17 protein-coding genes are annotated in these 21,575 nt (G+C 38.7%); all 17 read left to right on the top strand.

The window, feature by feature from the left end; all coding sequences use genetic code 11:
* Positions 1-175: 175 nt before the first annotated feature.
* The 17 genes from UFO1_RS16920 (at position 176) to UFO1_RS16845 (ending at position 21,527) form a co-directional block, all read left to right on the top strand.
* Positions 176-1,762, top strand: a complete 1,587-nt coding sequence (locus tag UFO1_RS16920; protein ID WP_051788980.1) for a polysaccharide biosynthesis protein — start codon at positions 176-178, stop codon at positions 1,760-1,762.
* 66 nt (positions 1,763-1,828) lie between these two features.
* Positions 1,829-2,005 (top strand): hypothetical protein, encoded by a 177-nt coding sequence (locus UFO1_RS25485; RefSeq protein WP_173406227.1) that lies wholly within the window; start codon positions 1,829-1,831, stop codon positions 2,003-2,005.
* A gap of 362 nt (positions 2,006-2,367) precedes the next feature.
* A complete protein-coding gene (locus UFO1_RS16915; protein ID WP_051788979.1) occupies positions 2,368-2,952 on the top strand; it encodes a folate family ECF transporter S component in 585 nt (194 codons plus the stop codon).
* Between the two features lie 644 nt (positions 2,953-3,596).
* Complete coding sequence (locus UFO1_RS16910; protein WP_038672740.1) at positions 3,597-5,156, top strand: ABC transporter substrate-binding protein; 1,560 nt, start codon at positions 3,597-3,599, stop codon at positions 5,154-5,156.
* A gap of 89 nt (positions 5,157-5,245) precedes the next feature.
* On the top strand, positions 5,246-6,250 hold the full coding sequence (locus tag UFO1_RS16905; protein WP_038672738.1) for an ABC transporter permease: 1,005 nt from the start codon (positions 5,246-5,248) through the stop codon (positions 6,248-6,250).
* 16 nt (positions 6,251-6,266) lie between these two features.
* Positions 6,267-7,163 (top strand): ABC transporter permease, encoded by an 897-nt coding sequence (locus UFO1_RS16900; protein WP_038672736.1) that lies wholly within the window; start codon positions 6,267-6,269, stop codon positions 7,161-7,163.
* A gap of 16 nt (positions 7,164-7,179) precedes the next feature.
* Positions 7,180-8,160, top strand: coding sequence for an ABC transporter ATP-binding protein (locus tag UFO1_RS16895; RefSeq protein ID WP_038672735.1), 981 nt, complete (start codon positions 7,180-7,182; stop codon positions 8,158-8,160).
* A gap of 2 nt (positions 8,161-8,162) precedes the next feature.
* The gene (locus UFO1_RS16890) at positions 8,163-9,128 is read left to right on the top strand and encodes an ABC transporter ATP-binding protein (protein WP_051788978.1); all 966 of its coding nucleotides are present in this window, start codon (positions 8,163-8,165) and stop codon (positions 9,126-9,128) included.
* Between the two features lie 658 nt (positions 9,129-9,786).
* On the top strand, positions 9,787-12,276 hold the full coding sequence (locus UFO1_RS16885) for a multicopper oxidase family protein (RefSeq protein ID WP_071842028.1): 2,490 nt from the start codon (positions 9,787-9,789) through the stop codon (positions 12,274-12,276).
* Between the two features lie 63 nt (positions 12,277-12,339).
* Complete coding sequence (locus tag UFO1_RS16880) at positions 12,340-12,594, top strand: hypothetical protein (protein ID WP_038672731.1); 255 nt, start codon at positions 12,340-12,342, stop codon at positions 12,592-12,594.
* Between the two features lie 229 nt (positions 12,595-12,823).
* Positions 12,824-14,839 (top strand): FAD-dependent oxidoreductase, encoded by a 2,016-nt coding sequence (locus UFO1_RS16875; RefSeq protein WP_038672729.1) that lies wholly within the window; start codon positions 12,824-12,826, stop codon positions 14,837-14,839.
* A gap of 127 nt (positions 14,840-14,966) precedes the next feature.
* On the top strand, positions 14,967-15,842 hold the full coding sequence (locus UFO1_RS16870; RefSeq protein WP_038672727.1) for a radical SAM protein: 876 nt from the start codon (positions 14,967-14,969) through the stop codon (positions 15,840-15,842).
* A gap of 211 nt (positions 15,843-16,053) precedes the next feature.
* Entirely contained in the window at positions 16,054-16,644 is a 591-nt protein-coding gene (locus UFO1_RS16865) for a TetR/AcrR family transcriptional regulator (RefSeq protein WP_038672725.1), read from the top strand.
* Between the two features lie 188 nt (positions 16,645-16,832).
* Entirely contained in the window at positions 16,833-18,635 is a 1,803-nt protein-coding gene (gene hflX, locus UFO1_RS16860) for a GTPase HflX (protein ID WP_038672723.1), read from the top strand.
* A gap of 710 nt (positions 18,636-19,345) precedes the next feature.
* Positions 19,346-19,615 carry a CD3324 family protein gene (locus UFO1_RS16855; RefSeq protein WP_038672720.1) on the top strand — a complete coding sequence of 90 codons (270 nt, stop codon included), beginning with the start codon at positions 19,346-19,348 and terminating at the stop codon, positions 19,613-19,615.
* 243 nt (positions 19,616-19,858) lie between these two features.
* Positions 19,859-20,602 (top strand): cyclopropane-fatty-acyl-phospholipid synthase family protein, encoded by a 744-nt coding sequence (locus UFO1_RS16850; protein ID WP_038672718.1) that lies wholly within the window; start codon positions 19,859-19,861, stop codon positions 20,600-20,602.
* Between the two features lie 598 nt (positions 20,603-21,200).
* On the top strand, positions 21,201-21,527 hold the full coding sequence (locus tag UFO1_RS16845) for a DUF1904 family protein (RefSeq protein ID WP_038672716.1): 327 nt from the start codon (positions 21,201-21,203) through the stop codon (positions 21,525-21,527).
* Positions 21,528-21,575 lie beyond the last annotated feature (48 nt).

The raw sequence follows: 21,575 nt of genomic DNA, 5'->3' as shown, positions 1-21,575 counted from the left end.
AAAAGATATTAAATACTAAAACTACTATGAGGAGTGATTTCGCTCCTCATTATTTATATTATGTTGAAAGATATTGTTTGCAATAGTAAAATGTAGCATAAAAAGGTACAATATACCATATTATACCTTTTTGAAAATAACGTTACTGATTATTTTTAAATAGGGGGATGAACTTTTGCCGAGTAATTCTTTTATAAAAGGAACTTTAATGCTAACTCTCGCTAATTTTGTTGTTAAATTTATTGGAGCAGCGCAGCTTATTTTTTTATCAAGATTATTAGGAGGCGAAGGGTTAGGACTATATAATATCGCTTTTCCTATGTACTTATTAGCAATTAGTGTTTCATCTGCTGGTATTCCTGTGGCTCTTTCTATATTAGTTGCTGAAAAAGCAGCGATTTCAGATTTTTATGGTGCAAAGAGAATCTTTAAAGTTGCATTGTCTCAAATGATTATAATTGGGGTATTGGCGACAGTTATTTTATACTATGGAGCAGGTTGGTTGATCGAAAATAATATAATTCGTGATTCTCGGGCCTATTATTCTATTATTGCCTTAACACCATCGGTTATTTTTGTTACCATTATTGCTAGTTTTCGTGGCTATTTTCAAGGATTTCAAATCATGAAGCCTACGGCAGTTTCTCAGATTGTAGAACAATTGTTTAGAGTTATAACTATGTTATGTTTGGCATATATACTGCTTCCATATGGCTTACAATATGCAGCGGCAGGCGCAAGTTTTGGAGCCTTTGCTGGAGCAGTGGCTGCACTGAGCGTGCTAATTTATTATTATTGGAAATATAGGTCTTATTTTTATGTGGCAAAAGCGAATTGTTTAATAGAAACCAAAGAACCATGGATTTCTATTAATTCCCGTATAATGCGACTCTCTCTACCAGTATTATTAGCAAATGTTATGGCACCAATTATAGCTAATATCGATATATTGATTGTCCCAGCACGGCTAGAAGTTGCTGGATATTCTGTACAGGAAGCGACTGAATTATTTGGATATTTGACTGGAATGTCAAGTGCACTGATTAATTTTCCTACTGTTTTAACCGCTTCATTAGCAGTGAGTCTAGTTCCAGCAATCTCAAATGCACTGGCTTTAGGTAATCTAAATAGCATTCACTATCGTATTAGCGAAGTAATACGTCTTTCTGTCATTATTTTATTACCTAGTTTTGCAGGATTACTTTTATTAGCTACTCCAATTTCGCAATTATTATATAATACGCCCAATGCAGGGAATGTAATTGCTATTTTATCGATCGCGATTCTTTTACTTGGACTTCATCAAGTGACGACAGCAATCTTACATGGTTTAGGTCGTACTAGTATACCCATGTTAAATATGCTGATAGCAGCTCTAATTAAGATCGGTCTAAGTTGGGTACTTACTGCTATGCCTGAATTTGGTGTCAACGGAGCAGCTTGGGCAACTAATGTTGACCTTGGAGTAGCTGTTTCTTTAAATATCTATTTTGTATATCGTTTTGTTGGGTTAGATATCTCTTATAAAGACATTATGAAAACTGTTATTTCTACTATAGTGATGGGAGTCATAGTCACAATAGCGTACAGACTTGTAATGATTGAATCTTTAAGTAATACATTATCTACTATAATTTCAATTTTATCTGGTTGTATCATATATTTTTTATGTTTGATTTTATTTAGAGGATTACATGAAAAAGATATTCTTAGAATTCCTAGAATTGGGGAAAAAATAATTAGACTAAAAAATAAAAAATAAATTATAACCTCATAGATAAGAGTGTATATTTAGGGGTTCATTATAATTAAGTGAGGGGACATTCAGATGGTTAAAGTAGTAGTTACCAAAGCAGATACCTATGATGAGCAGGTGGTAAAATTAGCTATGCAAGAATTACTTGATGAATTAGGAGGAATATCTCAATTCATTAAGCCCAATGATAAAGTTTTGATCAAATCCAATATGTTGGATGCTGTAAAAAAGGAACTTTCAGTAACTTGAAGTTCTTTTACATTCCGTATCAGTAAGTAGCTTTCAAAAGAATGTGTGGCGCCACTGCAAGGAACCGTTCTAAATGTGATTCCAGCTTTATTGGTATTGGTAATACCTTAGGTTGCCCACAGGAGATAAGCGGAGATATTGGAACTAAACCGTGAAATGGTAAGAAAGGTGCAAGTGTCAAGGGACCTGTCCCCTTGACACTCAAAAGAGGCTGTAATTGAAAAAATTGACAATCTGAAGAGATGGACCTACATTATATTTAAGTTCATCTCTTCAGATATATTATAATATATAGTAACAATAGTGTAATTGTTAGATGGAAGGCTGAATTACGTCAATGAAGGGAGGCGGATTATAGGATAATGAAATTAACTGTACAGAATATATGTTGTATTGCCATGTTAGTTGCTCTTAACATTATTTTAACTAGGATATTTAGTATAAGAATCTCTTTTGAGGGAATTGAAGGAATCAGAATTGGCTTTGGTACTCTTCCTGTAATTTTGGCTGGAGTGTTACTTGGGGGTAAGCAAGGATTTATTACAGGGGTTATAGGAGATCTTATTGGATTTCAACTTAATCCAAGTGGATTTTACCTCCCTACATTTACCCTAGTAGCGGGTTTGAACGGAATGATCGCTCCCTTTATGATAGGATGGTTTTGCAATGGGATGATATCTTTGAAAAAATTAGTCATAGTGATTGGGATTAACAATATAATTACCAGTTTAATACTAACCCCATTCTTATTACAGTTACATTTTGGTATCCCTGTGATAGTGACTATGCCTGGTAGAGTCGTAGCCCAAGCTGTTCTGATTCCCTGTATGGCGATCATGGTAAATATATTAATTAAACGTTTGCAGCAAAGTGGCGTTAATACCCATTATTTCCGATATTCTGCGCTGAATTCCAGACAGTGTAAGAGTCAGGGGACGGTTCTTTGACTCTACATCCGTAAATTGCTACTTTATAAAAAATAGATAAAATATGGTTAAAGAACTAAGTGAGTCATGGAACCGTCCCCTCGCTTCTTCATAGGCAATAAATCGCTAAGAGAGGAACTGATAAAGCTTCTGATGGAAAAATCCAACTTGTCCCTAAGGGGGATTGCGGAGACATTGGAACTAAACCGTGAAATGGTAAGAAAGGTGCAAGTGTCAAAGGACCTGTCCCCTTTTCCTACATTGAGTTTTTCCATATATGAGACAGAAGATAGGTACTCAAAAGAACCGTCCCTGTGAGTTTTAAGAGTTCCTATTGACAGTGTTGTGAGTTATTGCTATAATGCTGAATATAAATTTATATCGAAGAGGCAATGACGCCTTCGCAAATGTTGCGAGGGCGTTTTCTATTATTTAAAAGGAGGTAACTTGCTATAATTGGATGGTAAAAATATAGTATGAATATATCTATGTGTACTATAAAAATGTAATCATTCATTGAATTTCACAACAAAGTACGCTTGAGATGCACACGATAATAAAAATTGTGCTTTGCTAATGTATACATGAGTACTGTGGCAGGAATATTGTTCTTTATGGATAATATAGAGTAAAGTAAAATATGGTATTTTGGGAGGAGACTTATTTTGAGTAAAAAGACTTTGGCATTATTCATGATATTAGTATTTACGGCTAGCATGGTTCTTGCTGGTTGTGGTGGTACTAAAAGTACAAGTGGTCCTAACAATGTGTTAGTGTTTGCTCAGGGGTCAGATCCTCGGGGACTTGATCCTGCTTTCGTAGATGATGGTGAATCTGCGAAAATTATGACTCAGATTTTTGAAGGTTTAGTGCGTTACAAACCAGGTAATACGGAAATTCAGCCATTGTTGGCTACAGAATGGTCAACAAGTGCTGATGGCAAAGAGTGGACGTTTAAATTGCGTAAGGATGTAAAATTCCATGATGGTACGCCCTTTAATGCGCAAGCTGTAAAGTTCAGTTTTGAGCGTCAATTGCCTCCTAACCGTACAGAAGATATGCCTTATGCGGAATTTACATTTGATGGTGTACAAAAAGTGGAAGTAGTGGATGATTATACAGTTAAAATCACATTGGAAAAACCATCAGCTACTTTCTTAGCTAATTTGGCTATGCCAATAGCATCACAGATTGTCAGTCCAGATGCTGTGAAAAAGTTCGGGGATAAATTTATTGAGAACCCAGTTGGTACTGGTCCTTATAAATTTGTGAAATGGGATAAAGGTCAACAAATTGAACTAACACAGTTTGATGGCTACTGGGGTGAAAAACCTAAAGTAGCAAAAGCCGTTTACAAATTTACGAAGGAAAACTCCGTTCGTGCTGCTGATTTGATGACAGGTTCCACTGATATTATGGACGGCGTGGATATCAATGATATTAAAGCGTTGGAAGCCAAAGGTATGACAGTAATTAAGACTCCAGGCATGAATATTAACTACATGGGTTTCTATACATTTAAAAAACCGTTTGATAATCTAAAACTCAGAAAAGCTATCAGTATGGCGATTAATCGTCAGAACCTAGTCGATTATTTATATCAAGGAAATGCCCAATTGCCAAATACTATGTTGCCAGATTTTGTTCCTGGCTATTCTAAGGATGTAAAACCATATGACTATAATATTGAGGAAGCTAAAAAAGTCTTAGCAGAGGCTGGCTATCCAAATGGTTTTGAATTCACTGCGATTACTTATTCTAATCCTCGTCCCTACAATCCAGTAAATGGCGAGAAGCTAGCTGCGGCTATACAAGCGGATTTAGCTAAGATTGGTGTAAAAATGAACATTAAGTCTTATCCATGGAAGGAATATAAGCAAGTTCTTAAAGATGGTGAAGGAGATGCTTACTTCTATGGTTGGATTGGTGATAATGGTGACCCTGACAACTTCTTGATGCTACTAGAAACAGCGAATATCAAGGGAAGTCTAAATGCATCAAAATACTCCAATCCTAAGATGGATGAGTTGCTAGCTCAGGGGCGTGCTACTCTTGATCCGGCAAAACGTACTGCTATTTATGTAGAAGCACAGAAAATTGCTGCTGAAGATGCTCCTTGGGTATTAATCAGTCACAGTATAGATATGGCGGCACAGCGTCCTAATGTGAAAGGTTTCGCTATGCATCCTACAGGTGTTCACTGGTTGAATATTGTAAGCAAATAAGAAACAGGCAAAAAGGTGGTTTCCCGGTGAAATCACCTTTTTTGCGGAATTAGAAGTTATAGTTTTTTTACCCCCAGGAGGTGTAAGTAATGATTAAATATATATTTCGTAGATTGTTATTATTAGTTCCTGTATTGTTTGGAGTATCTCTGGCGACTTTTGTGGTTATGCATTTGTTTACTACCGATCCGACGGAAATAATTCTAGGGCAGCATGCTACAACCCAAAGGGTAGAGGCATTGAGGCAGGAGTTGGGACTCAATAAGCCGATTTATGTACAATTTGGAGATTATCTGACTAGCACGTTGCATGGTGATTTAGGAAGGTCTGTGATTACGAAAACTTCGATTACGGAAGAGCTGATGAAGCGATTCCCGGCAACGGTGGAACTGGCACTATCGGCTATTTTCGTTGCCACTGTCATGGGAGTCTTATTTGGTGTTGTTTCAGCTGTTAAACAAAACTCTATCTATGATTACGGTACGATGGTAGCGGCGTTAATGGGAGTTAGTATGCCCATATTTTGGTTGGGGCTAATGATGATTATTCTATTTTCCGTTATTTTAGGATGGTTACCAGCTTCTGGGCGTATCGCAATTGGTATGCAGCCGGATAATATTACCGGTTTATATCTTTTGGATGCATTGCTAACAGGTGAGATGGGATCTTTCATGGATGCTTTTCAGCATTTAATTATGCCAGCGATAGCTTTAGGGTCGTATTCGACAGCGATTATCGCTAGAATGACTAGGGCTACTATGCTGGAAACCATTCGTCAGGATTATATTAGAACTGCTAGAGCCAAAGGTTTATCAGAAAGAGTAGTTATTATTAAGCATGCTCTACGTAATGCGCTTATTCCTGTAGTAACGGTTATTGGTTTGCAAATGGGAGCTTTACTGGGTGGAGCGGTATTGACAGAGACGGTGTTTTCTTGGCCGGGGATTGGCTCATACTTAGTGGAAGGTATTATGGTTTCTGATTATCCTCGGGTACAGGGAGCCGTATTGTTGGTAGGCACTATTTTTGTATTAGTCAATTTAATTGTAGATGTTTTGTATAGTTATCTTGATCCGCGGATTCAACATATGTAGGTGGTGATTTAAAGCGATGGAAGTACAAGTAGAAGTAAAAAACAATCTAGAAACAGATGGAAATGTAAATAAGGTAAAAGGACCATTAGCTGAATTTGTAGCTCGCTTCATGCAGTCTAGATCGGCAATGATTGGATTGGGTATATTAATTGTATTGATTTTCTGTGCTGTTTTCGCTCCTGCATTGGCGCCTTATAATCCTTATGAAAGTAATATGCCGATTGCCTTGCAAGCGCCTAGTGGAGAACATATTTTGGGTGTGGATGAACTGGGACGGGATATTTTTTCTCGAATTATATACGGAGCGCGCGTTTCTTTAGTTGTGGGTGTTGAAGCTGTAACCTTGGCTTTGTTATTTGGCATTGTTCTAGGGGCATCGGCTGGATTTTACGGTGGCAAAGTGGACACTGCCATCATGGGAGTTATGGATGTTATGCTGTCTTTCCCTAGTATTTTGCTGGCGATTGCCTTTATGACTGTACTGGGGCGGGGAATTGATAAGGCTATTATTGCTATCGGTATTGTATCCATTCCTCAGTATGCACGTATTGTGCGGGGGAGTGTATTATCTGTACGAGAAAACGTTTATGTTACCGCCGCACGGGCGATTGGCAATAATGATAGACGACTTATTTTTGTACACATATTGCCTAATGTATTAGCACCGATTATTGTTCGGTCAACAATTGGTATTTCGGAAGCTATATTAGAGGCTGCTGCGCTGGGATTCCTAGGGCTAGGGGTTATGCCTCCTACTGCTGAGTGGGGTACTATGCTAGGAGCAGGGCGACAAACTATTTTCAATGCCCCTCATATCGTAACTTTTCCGGGACTTGCCATTACTCTTACCGTTATGGCCTTCAATTTGTTGGGGGACGGATTACGTGATGTGCTGGACCCACGGCTGAAATAGGAGGAACAGTATTACTATGCAGAAACCTTTATTACAAATTAATAATTTACAAACACATTTTCATATGGGTAAACGTGTCGTTAAGGCAGTGAATGGGGTAACGATCAGCGTTCAACCAGGAGAAACCATGGCATTGGTTGGTGAATCAGGATGTGGCAAGAGTGTTACAGCGATGTCTATTATGCGCTTATTGCCTGATAATATTACCAAAATGCAGGGGGAAATCTTGTTTGAAGGCCGCGATATGTTAAAAATGTCAATGGAAGAGATTAGAGATATTCGCGGCAAACAAATTTCTATGATTTTTCAGGAACCGATGACGTCTTTAAATCCTGCTTATACCATAGGGGAGCAAATTTCTGAGGCAGTAATGGTCCATGGAAATGTGGATAAAAAAACCGCTTGGGCAAGGGCTGTGGAAATGTTAGAACTTGTAGGGATTCCAGCAGCTGCCCAGCGGGCTAAGGAATATCCTCATCAGATGAGTGGTGGCATGCGGCAAAGGGTAATGATTGCTATTTCTTTGGTATGTAATCCTCGTCTACTCTTAGCCGATGAACCAACGACTGCTTTGGATGTAACGATTCAAGCTCAAATTTTGGATTTAATTAGTAAACTAGCCAAAGAATTTAATACGGCTTTAATTATGATAACTCACGATTTAGGTGTTGTGGCTGAGATCGCTCAAAACATGGCAGTTATGTACGCGGGTCGTGTTGTGGAGCAGGGATTGGTAGCTGATGTATTTGCTAACCCTCATCATCCGTATACGGTGGGTTTGATGGACTCGATTCCACGGCTTGATGGTAGTAAGAAGCAACGCTTGCATACCATTGAAGGAGTTGTTCCTGATTTGTCGGCGCTCCCCTTGGGATGCGCTTTTGCAGATCGTTGTGAACATGATCAAGAAAAGTGTCATTTAGAGTCCCCAGCAGTACAGACACTAGCTGATGGGCGCCAGGTGGCCTGCCATTATCCATTGGGAGGGGGAGTGTGAGTATGGAAGAATCTTTGCTTACAGTGCGTGAACTTAAAAAACATTTTCCTATCCGCGGTGGGCTATTTGGGCGGCCATTTGGTGCCGTCCAGGCAGTAGATGGGATTTCTTTTGATATTAAACGGGGAGAAACACTGGGACTTGTAGGGGAATCGGGTTGTGGTAAATCAACGACAGGTATGTTAGTATTACGCCTACTGGAAACGACTGCTGGACAGGTATTGTTCGAAGGGCAGGATGTAGGTAAGATGAATAAACAGGAACTAAGAGATTTTCGTCGTCATGCTCAAATTATTTTCCAAGACCCATATGCTTCATTGAATCCACGCATGTCGGTAGGGGATACCATTGCTGAACCCATGATGTTACATGGCATCGCAAGTGGGGTAGAACGTACTAAGAGAGTAGAAGAATTGCTGAAAGTAGTAGGGCTTGGTCCTCATCATGCGAGACGATATCCTCATGAGTTTTCTGGTGGACAACGGCAGAGAATTGGTATTGCCAGAGCGTTGGCGGTTCAACCTAAATTAATAGTATGCGATGAGCCTGTGTCGGCCCTGGATGTATCGATTCAATCTCAGATATTGAATTTATTAGTTGAATTACAGCAGGAAATGGGATTGACCTATTTGTTTATCGCTCATGGTTTGAACGCGGTTAAACATATTTCTGATCGGATAGGGGTTATGTATTTAGGGAAAATGGTAGAGCTTGCCGAAGGGGATGAACTTATTCTTAATCCTCTTCACCCTTATACGAAGACACTTATCTCGGCTATTCCTCAACCCCATCCTGGAGTTAAGAAAAATCGTATTATTTTACAAGGGGATGTGCCCAGCCCAGCAAATCCTCCCTCTGGCTGTCGGTTTCATACCCGTTGTCCAGAATGTATTGACCGATGCAAAAGAGAAGAGCCTGAGTTTCGTCAGATAGGCTCTCGTCATGTGGCTTGTCATTTAGTTTCATAGGGCTAATAAAAAGGGGCTGTTGCACTAAGAAATTAGTGTGGCGGTCCTTTTTCAGTAGTCAAGACCGCCCCCTTAGCGGGAGGCTTGTTCCACCCCTACAAGGACGAGGGGACAGGTTGATTGTCCCGTTCTGAAATATGAAAAGAACCTGTCCCCTTGTCCCTGTGATGGAAAAATCCAACTTGTCCCTAAGAGGGATTGCGGAGACATTGGAACTAAACCGTGAAATGGTAAGAAAGTTGCAAGTGTCAAAGGACCTGTCCCCTTGACATTTCGGGTAGGTAGTAAACAATCAATATACAACGGCAAACTCCTGCAAAGCAGCCTAGCCTTGCAGGAGTTTTGTATTTTAATGGTAAATAGGATAGAAATATGGGATACTGCTTTTCGAAGAGAAGATTATGATCATATATTTATGACATGAGAGAAAAAGAGGGGAGTGACTCAGTAGAACCGTCCCCTTGAGTCTTCCGCGCTGCAATAGAAACAATATCTGTCCCCTCAGTTCCAATGTGTTGTTACAGTAAGGAAAGAAGCCAGCAGCTACTTTTAAAGATGAGTTGCCGGTTTCTTTCCTTATGTTCTTACGTAACCTTTCATAAGGAAAGTAAATAGAATATTGTAAAGATATTCTGCAATCAAAAAGGGGACTTTAGAGATGGCAAACCCATTAAATCCCAATATCATCCCTAAATATGTAAATCAATTGTTTATTCCACCTGTATATAAACCTATCATTGAAAAAGATCCGGTTACAGGCGAAGAGATAAGTCATAATTATACTGTCAGCATGACCCAATTTATGCAACAGATTCTTCCTCCTCCCTTTCCTATGACATCTGTCTGGGGATTTGAAAGTACTGTTGAAGACCCAAGTACAGGTGAAATTCCTAATTTCCGCAGCACTCCAGGTGCTACCTTTAAAGCTGTTCGCGGAATCCCAAGTATTGTTCAGTATGTAAACAATATTACTGGACCAAATCTGTTTGCAGTAGACCCTACCTTGCATTGGGCGAATCCTAACAATATACCGGCGCCAACACCGCCGTTTAATCCTTTTCCGCCAGGATATTCTTTAGCCCAAAGCCCGGTTCCTCTTGTTGTCCACTTGCATGGCGGCGAGGTTCGATCTGATTCCGATGGCAATCCGGATGCTTGGTTTACAGCTGGAGAGGTGAAAAAGGGGCCTGCTTTTATAACGTCTCTTTATACCTACCCCAATGGACAGGAAGCAACCACCCTTTGGTATCACGATCACGCCTTAGGGACCACACGTCTTGATGTTTATGCAGGTCTTGCCGGATTCTATTTAATAGAAGACCCCAATAATAAAATAGCTCCCCTTCTGCCAAGCGGTCCCTTTGATATTCCACTAGCTATTCAAGACCGATCATTCAATGACGATGGTTCATTATTTTATCCTAGCAATGGCGTCGTTCCTAATGTTCATCCTTATTGGACGTCGATGTTTTCCGGCAATACGATTATGGTCAATGGAAGGGTATGGCCCAATTTGGATGTTGAACGAAGACAGTACCGCTTTAGAATTCTTAACGGGTCAAATACCCGAACCTATAACCTGAAACTTTCAAATGGCCAGGAATTTATTCAGATTGGTTCTGACGGAGGCTTTCTTCCTTTCCCGGTAACGTTAACGCAATTGCTGCTTTCACCGGCAGAGCGGGCCGAGATATTGATTGATTTTTCCAAGTTAAGCCCTGGGATAAAAGTTATTGTCACCAATGATGCTAAATCTCCTTTCCCAAATGGCCCCGCACCAGACCCCAAGACGGTTGGGCAAATTATGCAGTTTACTGTACTTGATACACCCGTAGTACCATCAGCTCAGCTTCCGGCAGAATTGAATAAAATACCTGTACTAACTCCAAATGTGCCAAAAAAAATCTTAACCCTTAATGTAGTAGGTGACGCTACTATGCCTACTGAATTACTGTTGGATGGGCAGATGTGGGAAGCGCCAACTTCGGAATTGCCGATCGTCGGCTCAACGGTAGAATGGGAAATTGTCAACCTTACAAACGGCGCACATCCCATCCATGTACACTCAATACAGTTTCAAATTGCCAATCGCCAGGCTTTTGACAATGTAACCTATAATCAAGACTGGCTTAACCTTAACGGTACTCTTCCCCTTCAGCATCCAACGATACCACTGCCTACAGAACCTTACCTGAAAGGTAATCCCATTCCTCCTGCTTTAAATGAGCGTGGATGGAAAGATACTGTATTAGTACCCCCTGGTCAAATTACGAGATTTTTACTTCGATTTGCCCCACAGAACGCGGACCCCCAATTGGCTAAGCCAGGAATTAACTTATTTCCGTATGACCCTTCCTTTGGTCCGGGATATGTATGGCATTGTCATATTATAGAACATGAAGACAACGAAATGATGAGACCGCTTCAGATTGTATCCTGTCCGCCCCCTGAAGCAACATGCGACTTGATAGTTAGCAATCCGGCCAGCCGGCTGAGTTTCGGGCTTGACGTGCCTAACGGTCCTAACAATCCCATCCCTGATAGCGTCTGTCATGATATTCGCGTTAAAGAAGTGCGTTTGATTGGCGTTCCGCTCACTCCACCAACAGCCTGCATTGCTTTTCCGCCTATCTCCCCATGCCGGTTGAGTGGCGTAACTTTACCGACACTTGCAGCAAACACGCATCCGGACGTATTCATTATTTGCGCTGATGAAACACTCACCAATAATTGTACCCATATTACCGTCCAGATCGGTTTGTTAATTATCGCCCAAACAACCACTCCCGGCCTTACAATTCCCTTTGTTACAACTATTACGGTCGATTTCCCGTTTAATGTTTTTGTTCCCTTCCCGGATTGTACAGCAGGCCCGCTGAACCAATCGCAATTTATCGATGAAATTGAAAATATTGACGGCTCCTGCACTGTAGTTCAGCTTAACGCAACCGTAGACCCAACAAGTACCTTCATTACTATCGCCGGTAAAGTAATCGAAAAACTGTGGAAACATGAAAATCTCTGGATCGTCGGTTTGCGCCCATATGATTTAAGTCCAAACGATATTGCAAACGGTTTTGTTTCTTTCACGGTCAGCCAGGAATTGCAGCCGATCAATTCATGCTCCGGCTTTCAGTGTCCCTTCTAAAGAATATGAACGAGACTACCAATTCTTTGGAGTTACCATTTATCACGATAATAGGAGATAATAATGGGAGTGGATATTAAATCATCCCAAACATCCACAAATAACTCAAGCCCACAAGTGTGGAGCTTTGTTTCCCAAGAAATCAAGGGAACGTTTCTTTTGAGTCGCTCCCTTCATCTTATCTCACGTGTCAAAGGACCTGTCCCCTTGACAGTCGAGTTATATTTTGTACTGGTTGAGAAGATGACGGTCTTTGATGGCGGTAGATTGATTGTAAGTTTGCTTGATGGCACCGAGATTGAGTGTGAAATGAAATAGAGGTAGAAAATAAGCCGGTTGGGGTGAGATAAATCACCTTGACCGGTTTTTTCCTATAAAAATGGTTTTATTTTAACAATAAGCCCGATTGAATGATTAATACTTGCCTAGTGGTTAGAGACACACAAAAATAATAATAAATATTGACACTGTAATAACAAATATGTATAATCAAAACAAGTTCAGAACGTGTTCTAATTATGCATATTTAAAAATTGGAGGGTTTATCATGTCATTAAAGTATCCTGAATTATTTAAACCATTTAATATTGGTAAATGTAAAATTAAAAATCGTATTGTTATGTCTCCTATGCATCTTGCAGGAAGAATGAATGACAATGGCACATTAAGTGATGAGGCTATTGACTATTACGAAGAGAGAGCAAAAGGTGGAGCTGGACTTATTATTACAGGTGGAAATGTACCTGATTGTGACATAGAGTTAAGTCCACTTATCCATACTGCATTTAAACATCCAGACGCATTTTTAAGTCAAACAAAAAAATTAGCTGATAAAGTACATGCTTATGATACTAAGCTATTTGTTCAAATTGGTATGGGATCTGGACGTGTCATGTTCCCTGAGGCTATGGATAAAAGCATGAATAATACTCCAGTTGCGCCTTCTGCCATTCCAAACCGATGGAATCCTTCCTTAGTGTGTCGTGAAACTACAGTAGAGGAACATCAACGTGCAGTTGAAGCATTAATTAAAGCAGCAGCATTAATTAAACAATCAGGTGCAGATGGTATTGATCTTGCGGGAATTTATGGTGGATATTTTACAGATCAGTATGCAACAAAAGTATTTAACTTAAGAAAAGACGAATATGGCTTTGAGCAAAATGGGCAAATTAAAATGCTAATAGATACAATAAAAGGTATAAAAGCTGTTTGTGGAGAAAACTTTCCGATTTCTGTTCGTGTTACACCAAAACACTATATGAAGGCAATTGGTCAAGGTGCATTACCTGGTGAAGATTTTGAGGAAGTGGGACGTGATATTAACGAAACCATTGAATTAACCAAGCGAATTGCAGAGTCTGGAGCAGATGCAATATTAATAGGAAATGGATCTTATGATTCATTCTATTGGCTATATCCACCAATGTATCAAAAGGATGGATTATGGCTTGAAGATGCAAAGAAAATTCATGATGCTGTCGATATTCCAGTTATTTGTCCAGGAAAAATAGTAACTCCAGATTTGGCAAACAATGCAATTAAATCCGGTATGATTGATGCAGTTGCCCTAGGAAGAGCAATGCTTTCTGATGCAGAATGGGCTAATAAAGCAAAAGAAGGAAATGATGATGAAATTCGTCCATGTATCGGATGTGAAACAGGATGTATCGGCCGTATATTTGTAGGGCAACCGCTTACCTGTGCAGTAAATCCTGGCCTATTTCATGAAAAATCAGAGCCTATTACACCTGCTTTAATAAAAAAATCTGTGGCTATTATTGGTGGTGGGGTAGCAGGAATGGAAGCAGCTAGAGTGGCAAAAATGAGAGGCCATAATGTAGCTTTATATGAGAAAACTGATAAATTAGGCGGAGCAATTGTTGCAGCTGCGGTTCCTGATTTTAAAGATGCAGATAGACGTTTATTAGAATGGTATAAAAGAAGTCTTGAAAAATTAGGTGTTAATGTTCATCTAAATAGTAATATGGATCTTGAAAAGATTAATTTATTACAAGCTGACGAAATAGTGGTTGCAGCAGGTGCTACTCCAAGAATACCACCAATTAAAGGATTAGATAGAGAAAAGGCAGTAACTGCAATCGACGTACTTCTTGGCAAAAAAGAAGTAGGTAAAAATTGTGTTATTATAGGTGGCGGACAAGTTGGTTGTGAAGTTGCTGTTTGGCTAAAAGAAAAAGATAAAAATGTTACAGTGGTTGAAATGTTAGGTGAACTTATGGCTGGTGGAGTTGAACAAATACCAATTCCAAATAGGCTGATGATGATAGATATGGTAGCATATAATAATGTTCAGGTTAAGCTAAATTCAAGAGTTGAAAGCATTGAAGATAAAGCTGTGAAACTTATAACTGCGGATGGAATTGAGACCATTGAAGCTGATACAGTTATTATTTCAGCAGGATTTAGTTCTAATGATACTTTGTATAACGCTATAAATGAAGAATTGCCAGTAAAAATTTGGAATATTGGTGATTCAAAAATTCCAACTAATATTCAGTATGCAGTTCGTGATGGATATGCTATCGGAAAGAGTATTTAGTAGATATTAACAATTAGTATAAACGTAATATTAAAGCTTAATGCTGGATTAGGAATGTCTAATATTAAGATTTAAATTTTTATCATCATTATAAAGCAGATATAAAATATAGTTAGGAGAGAAAATCATGCATTATACAGGACCAATATTCAGACCACCCTTCGAGGCAAATACGCCATTATTACAAGTAACGGTTGGATGTTCACATAATAAATGCAAATTTTGTAGTATGTATAAAGAAGTTCAATTCAAAGTATCACCTATGGAAGAAATTGAAGAAGATTTAGCTGAACTAAGAGAAGCCAATCCAAATATAGAAAGAATTTATTTGTTAAATGCAGATCCATTTGTATTGAATTTTGAAAAATTAAAACCTATCATTTTGAAAATAAAAGAATATTTGCCTAAATGTGAATCAATTTCAATGTTTGCCCGTATTTCTAACATAAAGAATAAAACAATTGATCAATTAAGAGAATTACGTAGTTTAGGTGTTACTGACTTATATACTGGACCAGAAAGTGGTGATGATGAAACATTATTAATGGTAAATAAAAATCAGACATCCGCAGATATAGTAGAACAATGTAAGAAATTAGAAGCAGCAGGAATTAAATATGTTGTTTCATTTCTTAATGGACTTGCTGGTTCTAAACGTAGTAAAGAGCATGCAATAGAAAGTGCAAAAACATATAATCAGCTTAAGCCTACATTTACAGGTAGTGGTGGATTAACACTATTTCCTGATACTGATTTATATAAAGCAGCTCAAAGAGGTGAATTTAATGACTCAACTGAATTAGAAAGATTAATTGAATTAAAGACCTTCATAGAGCATTTAAATACAGATACATTTATACTTTCTCATCATACATCTACAGTGTATATTGAAGGAAAGTTTCCAGAAAATAAACAAAAAATGTTAGATAAACTACAGTATGCAATTGATAATTTTGATGAAACCAAGCATGAACACCATAGGAATAGGACAAAAACATTATAGAATAATTAATGGATGTGTTCCAAATTTTTTGTAAATTCCAATTCCTATAAAAAGGGCTATCACCAAGTAAAACACCTTCAACAAACTGTAATCTATTTAGAAAACTGATTTGCTTGTTTATTTATATACATCTATGGAATATAATACTTATATTCCATAGATGTATAAGCTTATAAGGTAAAGCATTTTCATTGCCAAGGAGGTTTTTCTAATGAATCATCCACAATATGAAACAAAGCATTCTAGAGACTTAAAAATCAAAAATCATATATTTGAAGTTGCACTGACCATAATGAAAGAGATTGGGTATGAAAATTTAACTATTCGTAAAATTTGTGAAGTTGCTGACATTTCAACAGGTAAGTTTTATAGTCATTTTAAATCAAAAGAAGATTTATTAGATTTTTATTATGTAAAAACTCAAGAATCAATTGGCGATATCGTAAAAGAAAATTTAGAAGGTATGGATATCGAAGAACAGTTGATTACTTTTTATATAAGTCTATGTAAATTTACTACTGATTTAGGGTTAGATTTTTGTAGGAATTTTTTCAATCCAAAAAACAAAGAAGTGAACGCTACATTTCATAATAAGGTAATAGAAACCACCAATTTATATTTAGAAAATGCTATTAAAAATGGCCTTGTCATTTCTAATGGAAGAACTCCATATGAAGTATCAATGGATTTATGTGTAATTACAAAAGGTGTTTTTTTCGATTGGAGTGCTAATGAAGGTAGTTATGATATGTCAGAATTTATGGATGGATTACTTCGGAGATGTCTGAAGGGCGTTCTATAATGCCCTTTTGGAAGCAGTGGGACGGTTCCGCTGCTTCTTTTATTTTTAAGAAGGTATAATTCAATTTTGGAAGCAAGAGAACCGTCCCCGAAACTGGAATATACTAAAGTAAAAGGGTTATTCCAGTTATTATTCTGCATGAAAACTGTTCTATTTTTTCAGAAAATAACATAAAGGAGCGTGATCTAATGTCAACAATACATGGGGAATTTGATGGTATACGTAAAAGTTTTCTGACAAGACTAGAACAACTCTATGAGTTTACAGTGCCTTTTGGACAAGTTATAACCTCTGAACTGGCAAAAAAAATGATTGAAATTACAGAAGACCTTAAACGTGAAATCGCTGTATATATAAATAGACGGGGGCAGATTACAGCTGTTGCAGTAGGGAATAGCATTGCAGTCGTCTTGCCTGAAATCGACGGTCGCCGCTCTGCAAATCGTTTAAGCGGTACACGGTGTATTCATACTCATCCGAGCGGGGATACTGAGCTTAGCGGTGTGGATATTGCGTCCTTGAAACAAGTGCGTTTTGATTTAATGGCTGCGATTGGACAACTTGATGGTATGATTCAAGTTAGTTTTGGTATTATTACAGATGTCAAGAATGATACTTTTCATACACAAACAATTGGACCATTATCTCTAGAGGAATTTATTGAATTAGATTTGACGTACTTAGCATCACAAATTGAACGTCAATTGGAACTGAATACTAGAACCAGTGCTATCTCCGAACCAGAAAAATCGATATTAGTGGGCCTTGAACGACAAGGCAAGTGGGAGATACAGGACTCTTTAAAGGAATTAGAACAACTAGCGGAAACAGCTGGTGCTGAAGTGCTGGGTATGACCTGGCAGAAAAGAGAACGACCTGACCCTGCATTATTTATTGGTAAGGGTAAGGTACAAGAACTTAATTTATTAAAGCAAGAAAAAGGTGCTAACCTTATTATTTTTGATGATGAGTTGTCTCCAGCACAACAACGTAATCTCGAAAAGCAACTCAATACTAAGGTGCTCGACCGTGCAGCCCTTATTTTAGATATTTGTGCCCAACGTGCTCATTCTCATGAAGCAAAATTGCAAGTCGAATTAGCCCAATTACGTTATACTTTGCCAAGACTGGGGGGGCAAGGGCTGGTTTTGTCAAGACTCGGCGGAGGTATTGGCACAAGAGGTCCTGGCGAAAGCAAAATCGAAGTCGATAGACGACGAATACGAGACCGTATTGGCGATATCGCAAGGCAAATTGAAAACATAGAAAAACAACGGAATTTACATCGTAAACGCCGCCAAAGTACACGAATTCCAACAGTTGCTTTAGTGGGCTATACAAATGCGGGGAAATCAACTCTGCTAAATACTCTCACTGACTCAGATGTATTCGCAGAAGACAAATTATTTGCTACACTTGACCCTACAACACGGCACATGACTTTACCAGATGGACAAACCACACTCTTAACTGACACAGTAGGTTTCATCCAAAAGCTTCCTCATCATCTAATTGCAGCTTTTCGCGCCACCCTGGAAGAAGTCATACAAGCAGATTTGCTCCTACACATCATTGATGTGAGCCATCCACAATACCAAGAACAAAGTAAAACAGTGTATCAGGTACTTGGTGAACTGAATGTAGATACAAGAAATCTAATTACTGTATTTAATAAAGTTGATAGAATAGGCAACCAAGGTTTGTTAGATCAATTATTACAGCAGGATAACAGTATTGCAATATCGGCATTGTCAGGGGTAGGTACTGAGAAATTGCTGGGATTAATTTCCACCTTCCTGAAAGAACAGACAATAGAGATCTCTTTATTAATACCTTACAGTGATAGTAGTATTATCGCCCAATTATATGATGTATCTACTGTACATTCTACTGAATATCGGGATGAAGGCATTTATGTTTTGATATCATTGCCTCCTGATGAAATTAACCGTTTCAGTACATATACAATAGGAGCTGACGTTAATGAGTAACTTTCCGCCAGAAATTCTAGAAACACGCTAGAAGTTCCTGATGCTATGTTTTCTTTCTATATAATACATCTTTCTGGTGCACATCGAGTGCATAATGATTATTGCGTAAAGGTTTAATCCCATAATAAATACGACAACCCCTTGCTTTTAAGGGGTCGAACCTTTACATGAAATTCCTCTTTCGTGTATCAGTATCGTTTGTCTATCACAGCACAGTATGTCTGTGGGAACATAATAAGAAAATCACCGTTATACTTGATGCGTAGATCACCATTTAATCCTACATGATATGATTGGCAATAGAATAGGGTGGATTTGCAAGGTCGCGGTTCACCGTGCCGAACTCCTGTCCATGTAATGAGCATAGAGAATAAGCAATAGTTAGAGCTGATCAAAAAAGCAATATATACGACAAACTCCTGCAAAGCAGCCTAGCCTTGCAGGAGTTTTGTATTTTAATGGTAAAATAGGATAGAAATATGGGACACCATTTTTCGAAGAGAAGTTTATGATCATTTATTTATGACATGAGACAAAAAGAGGGGAGTGAATCAAAAGAACCGTCCCTTGATTCATATTAGAAAGGAGGATTGTCTTATCACTACAGGTGCATTGGAGTCGGTATTGTGCGTAGCAAGGGCTGTCGCATAATTCAAATATGAGGATAGTCCTTGCGTAATCCTATCTTTCGATTATTTAGGAGGCGCACAATGGGCTATAAAAATGTAATTTGTATATTGCCAGACGATTTGATTATGGCAATACAACAACATATAGACGGTGAATATCTTTATATTCCTCGTAAAGAAGAAAATAAAAAAGGCTGGGGCGAATTAAGTAATAGCAGACGTTTGCTCGATGAACGCAATGCAACCATTTTTGCAGAATACCAACGTGGTACACCTGTCCCGCAACTGGCAAATAAGTTCTATTTGTCGCCCAAGACTGTATATAAGATATTATCCGAAATGAAGAAATGATAAATATACCTTAAAGGCGGCATGGCAGATTTGTCATGTCGCCTTTTTGCTTCTGTATCGTTTAGTAGGGAGCTTTTATAAAAGAAACGGGGTATAATTTAACTACGCAAAAGCAATAAAGCAAATAAAAGATACGATAATGAGCAATTACAATGGAGTATCCAATAAGCCAAAAGTACAATACCCCCGAATTACAGGCAAAAATGATGGGGACTAAGACGAAAATCAGAGAGGAGCAATATCATGTATACATTTACGAACCAGTTTATTTCTAACGATAAAAATCTTGAGTTCGCGGAAGCCACTATGATGGGGCCAAACGCCATGCGGGTAGCAGAGGAATTGGCTTCACACCTTAACATCAAAGAGAATATGAGGGTACTTGATCTCGGTTGCGGTTGCGGTCTTTCCACGATTTTATTAACGCAAAAATATGGTGTGTCCGTATTCGCCGCCGACCTTTGGATTTCGCCAACTGAAAACTATGAGCGTTTTCAATCTATCGGGATTGATGATAAAGCTGTTCCGATTTCCGTAGACGCGACCAAAGGGCTGCCTTTCGCAAATGGATATTTTGACTTGTTGTTTACCGTGGACGCTTACCATTATTTCGGTGATACGGCGGAAATGCTCCCGTCGCTTATTCCTTTTGTGAAAAAGGGCGGCTATATCGCCGTGGCTGTTCCCGGCATAAAATATGAATTTGGGGAAAATGTCCCTGATGAAATGAAGCCGTTTTGGAATGATGAGGTGGCAAGGACTATACACTCTCTTGACTGGTGGAAGGAGCTATGGAGCAGGGAAAAGGGCATTGAAATGATTGACATTCGTGAAATGCTCTGCTGTAAACAGGCGTGGGATGAATGGCTTACCGGGTATCATCCCGGCTTACCGTTTGCAACCGTTGTCGCGGAAAGTACAAAGATGATGGAAGCTGAAAACGGAAAGTATTATAATCTCATTCAGTTGATTGCTAAAGTAATCTAACCTTAATCGCCAAGTTTGGACGGATTGGCTGAAACAAAAAAACGAGGTTGCAGTCAATGACCGCAAAACAATGGGCGCAGGCGGCGGGAAATATCTGAACTTTATCGCTTTCGCCCTGCGAAAAAAATAATTGAGCCAAACGCTACTGTCTATACAAAAAGAGCGATAAATAAGTGAAAAGAATAGTGATATTGAATATTGGGTTCCAATCTTGGGGTAAGACATGGGGACGGTGGTAGTGTCTTGCCGTATGATAAGAAGGTTAGTCTATACGATAATTAGGGTAACTGGAGCAAATAAAGGGATTTAGTTAATAAGACACAACCACCGTCCCCGCGTCTCATCGAGCTGATCAAAAAACAATATATACGACAAACTCCTGCAAAGCAGCCAATCCTTGCAGGAGTTTTGTATTTTAATGGTAAATAGGATAGAAATATGGGAGACTGTTTTTGAAGAAAAGCTTATGTTTATATTTTGATGACATGAGGCAAGAGGACGGGAGTGACTCAAAAGAACCGTCCCCTTGAGTTTCTTGATTGGTGGTTGAGTTGTGAAGATTTTCAGAGGGAAATATTGAATATGATGGAGGGTTATTATGCCGCAGATTATAATTAAAGGGATGAAGAAGCAAGATATTAAAACGATAAGTAAAGGTTTGGTTGATGAGTTGCAGCAAATTATTGGCTGTCCGCGGGATTATTTTACCATTGAGGCTGTTGAGTCCGCTTTTATTTTGGATGGGGAAGAAGTAGCGGGTACGCCTTTTGTGCAGGTGAATTGGTTTGACAGGGGGCAGGAGGTGCAGGATAAGGCGGCAATGGCTATTGATGAATGCATTCGCCGGGTAGGATATCCACAAATTGATGTGTTTTTTCTAGTTCTAGAGGAAAGTAAGTATTACGAGAATGGTAAGCATTATTAAAAATATATAATATGGTATTTTGTCATATAGGGAGGCTATATGACATTT

Origin of the sequence: Pelosinus sp. UFO1, assembly GCF_000725345.1 — a bacterium.
GTDB lineage: Bacteria > Bacillota > Negativicutes > DSM-13327 > DSM-13327 > Pelosinus.
This window is presented reverse-complemented; position numbering and strand designations above follow the sequence as displayed.

Excerpts from the sequence above, each read along its gene's own strand:
- UFO1_RS16865 (WP_038672725.1), top strand. The coding sequence starts at position 16,054 with ATGAATCATCCACAATATGAAACAAAGCATTCTAGAGACTTAAAAATC.
- UFO1_RS16895 (WP_038672735.1), top strand. The coding sequence starts at position 7,180 with ATGCAGAAACCTTTATTACAAATTAATAATTTACAAACACATTTTCAT.
- hflX (WP_038672723.1), top strand. The coding sequence starts at position 16,833 with ATGTCAACAATACATGGGGAATTTGATGGTATACGTAAAAGTTTTCTG.
- UFO1_RS16900 (WP_038672736.1), top strand. The coding sequence starts at position 6,267 with ATGGAAGTACAAGTAGAAGTAAAAAACAATCTAGAAACAGATGGAAAT.
- UFO1_RS16855 (WP_038672720.1), top strand. The coding sequence starts at position 19,346 with ATGGGCTATAAAAATGTAATTTGTATATTGCCAGACGATTTGATTATG.
- UFO1_RS16850 (WP_038672718.1), top strand. The coding sequence starts at position 19,859 with ATGTATACATTTACGAACCAGTTTATTTCTAACGATAAAAATCTTGAG.
- UFO1_RS16905 (WP_038672738.1), top strand. The coding sequence starts at position 5,246 with ATGATTAAATATATATTTCGTAGATTGTTATTATTAGTTCCTGTATTG.
- UFO1_RS16870 (WP_038672727.1), top strand. The coding sequence starts at position 14,967 with ATGCATTATACAGGACCAATATTCAGACCACCCTTCGAGGCAAATACG.
- UFO1_RS16890 (WP_051788978.1), top strand. The coding sequence starts at position 8,163 with ATGGAAGAATCTTTGCTTACAGTGCGTGAACTTAAAAAACATTTTCCT.
- UFO1_RS16915 (WP_051788979.1), top strand. The coding sequence starts at position 2,368 with ATGAAATTAACTGTACAGAATATATGTTGTATTGCCATGTTAGTTGCT.
- UFO1_RS16845 (WP_038672716.1), top strand. The coding sequence starts at position 21,201 with ATGCCGCAGATTATAATTAAAGGGATGAAGAAGCAAGATATTAAAACG.
- UFO1_RS16885 (WP_071842028.1), top strand. The coding sequence starts at position 9,787 with ATGGCAAACCCATTAAATCCCAATATCATCCCTAAATATGTAAATCAA.
- UFO1_RS16880 (WP_038672731.1), top strand. The coding sequence starts at position 12,340 with ATGGGAGTGGATATTAAATCATCCCAAACATCCACAAATAACTCAAGC.
- UFO1_RS25485 (WP_173406227.1), top strand. The coding sequence starts at position 1,829 with ATGGTTAAAGTAGTAGTTACCAAAGCAGATACCTATGATGAGCAGGTG.
- UFO1_RS16875 (WP_038672729.1), top strand. The coding sequence starts at position 12,824 with ATGTCATTAAAGTATCCTGAATTATTTAAACCATTTAATATTGGTAAA.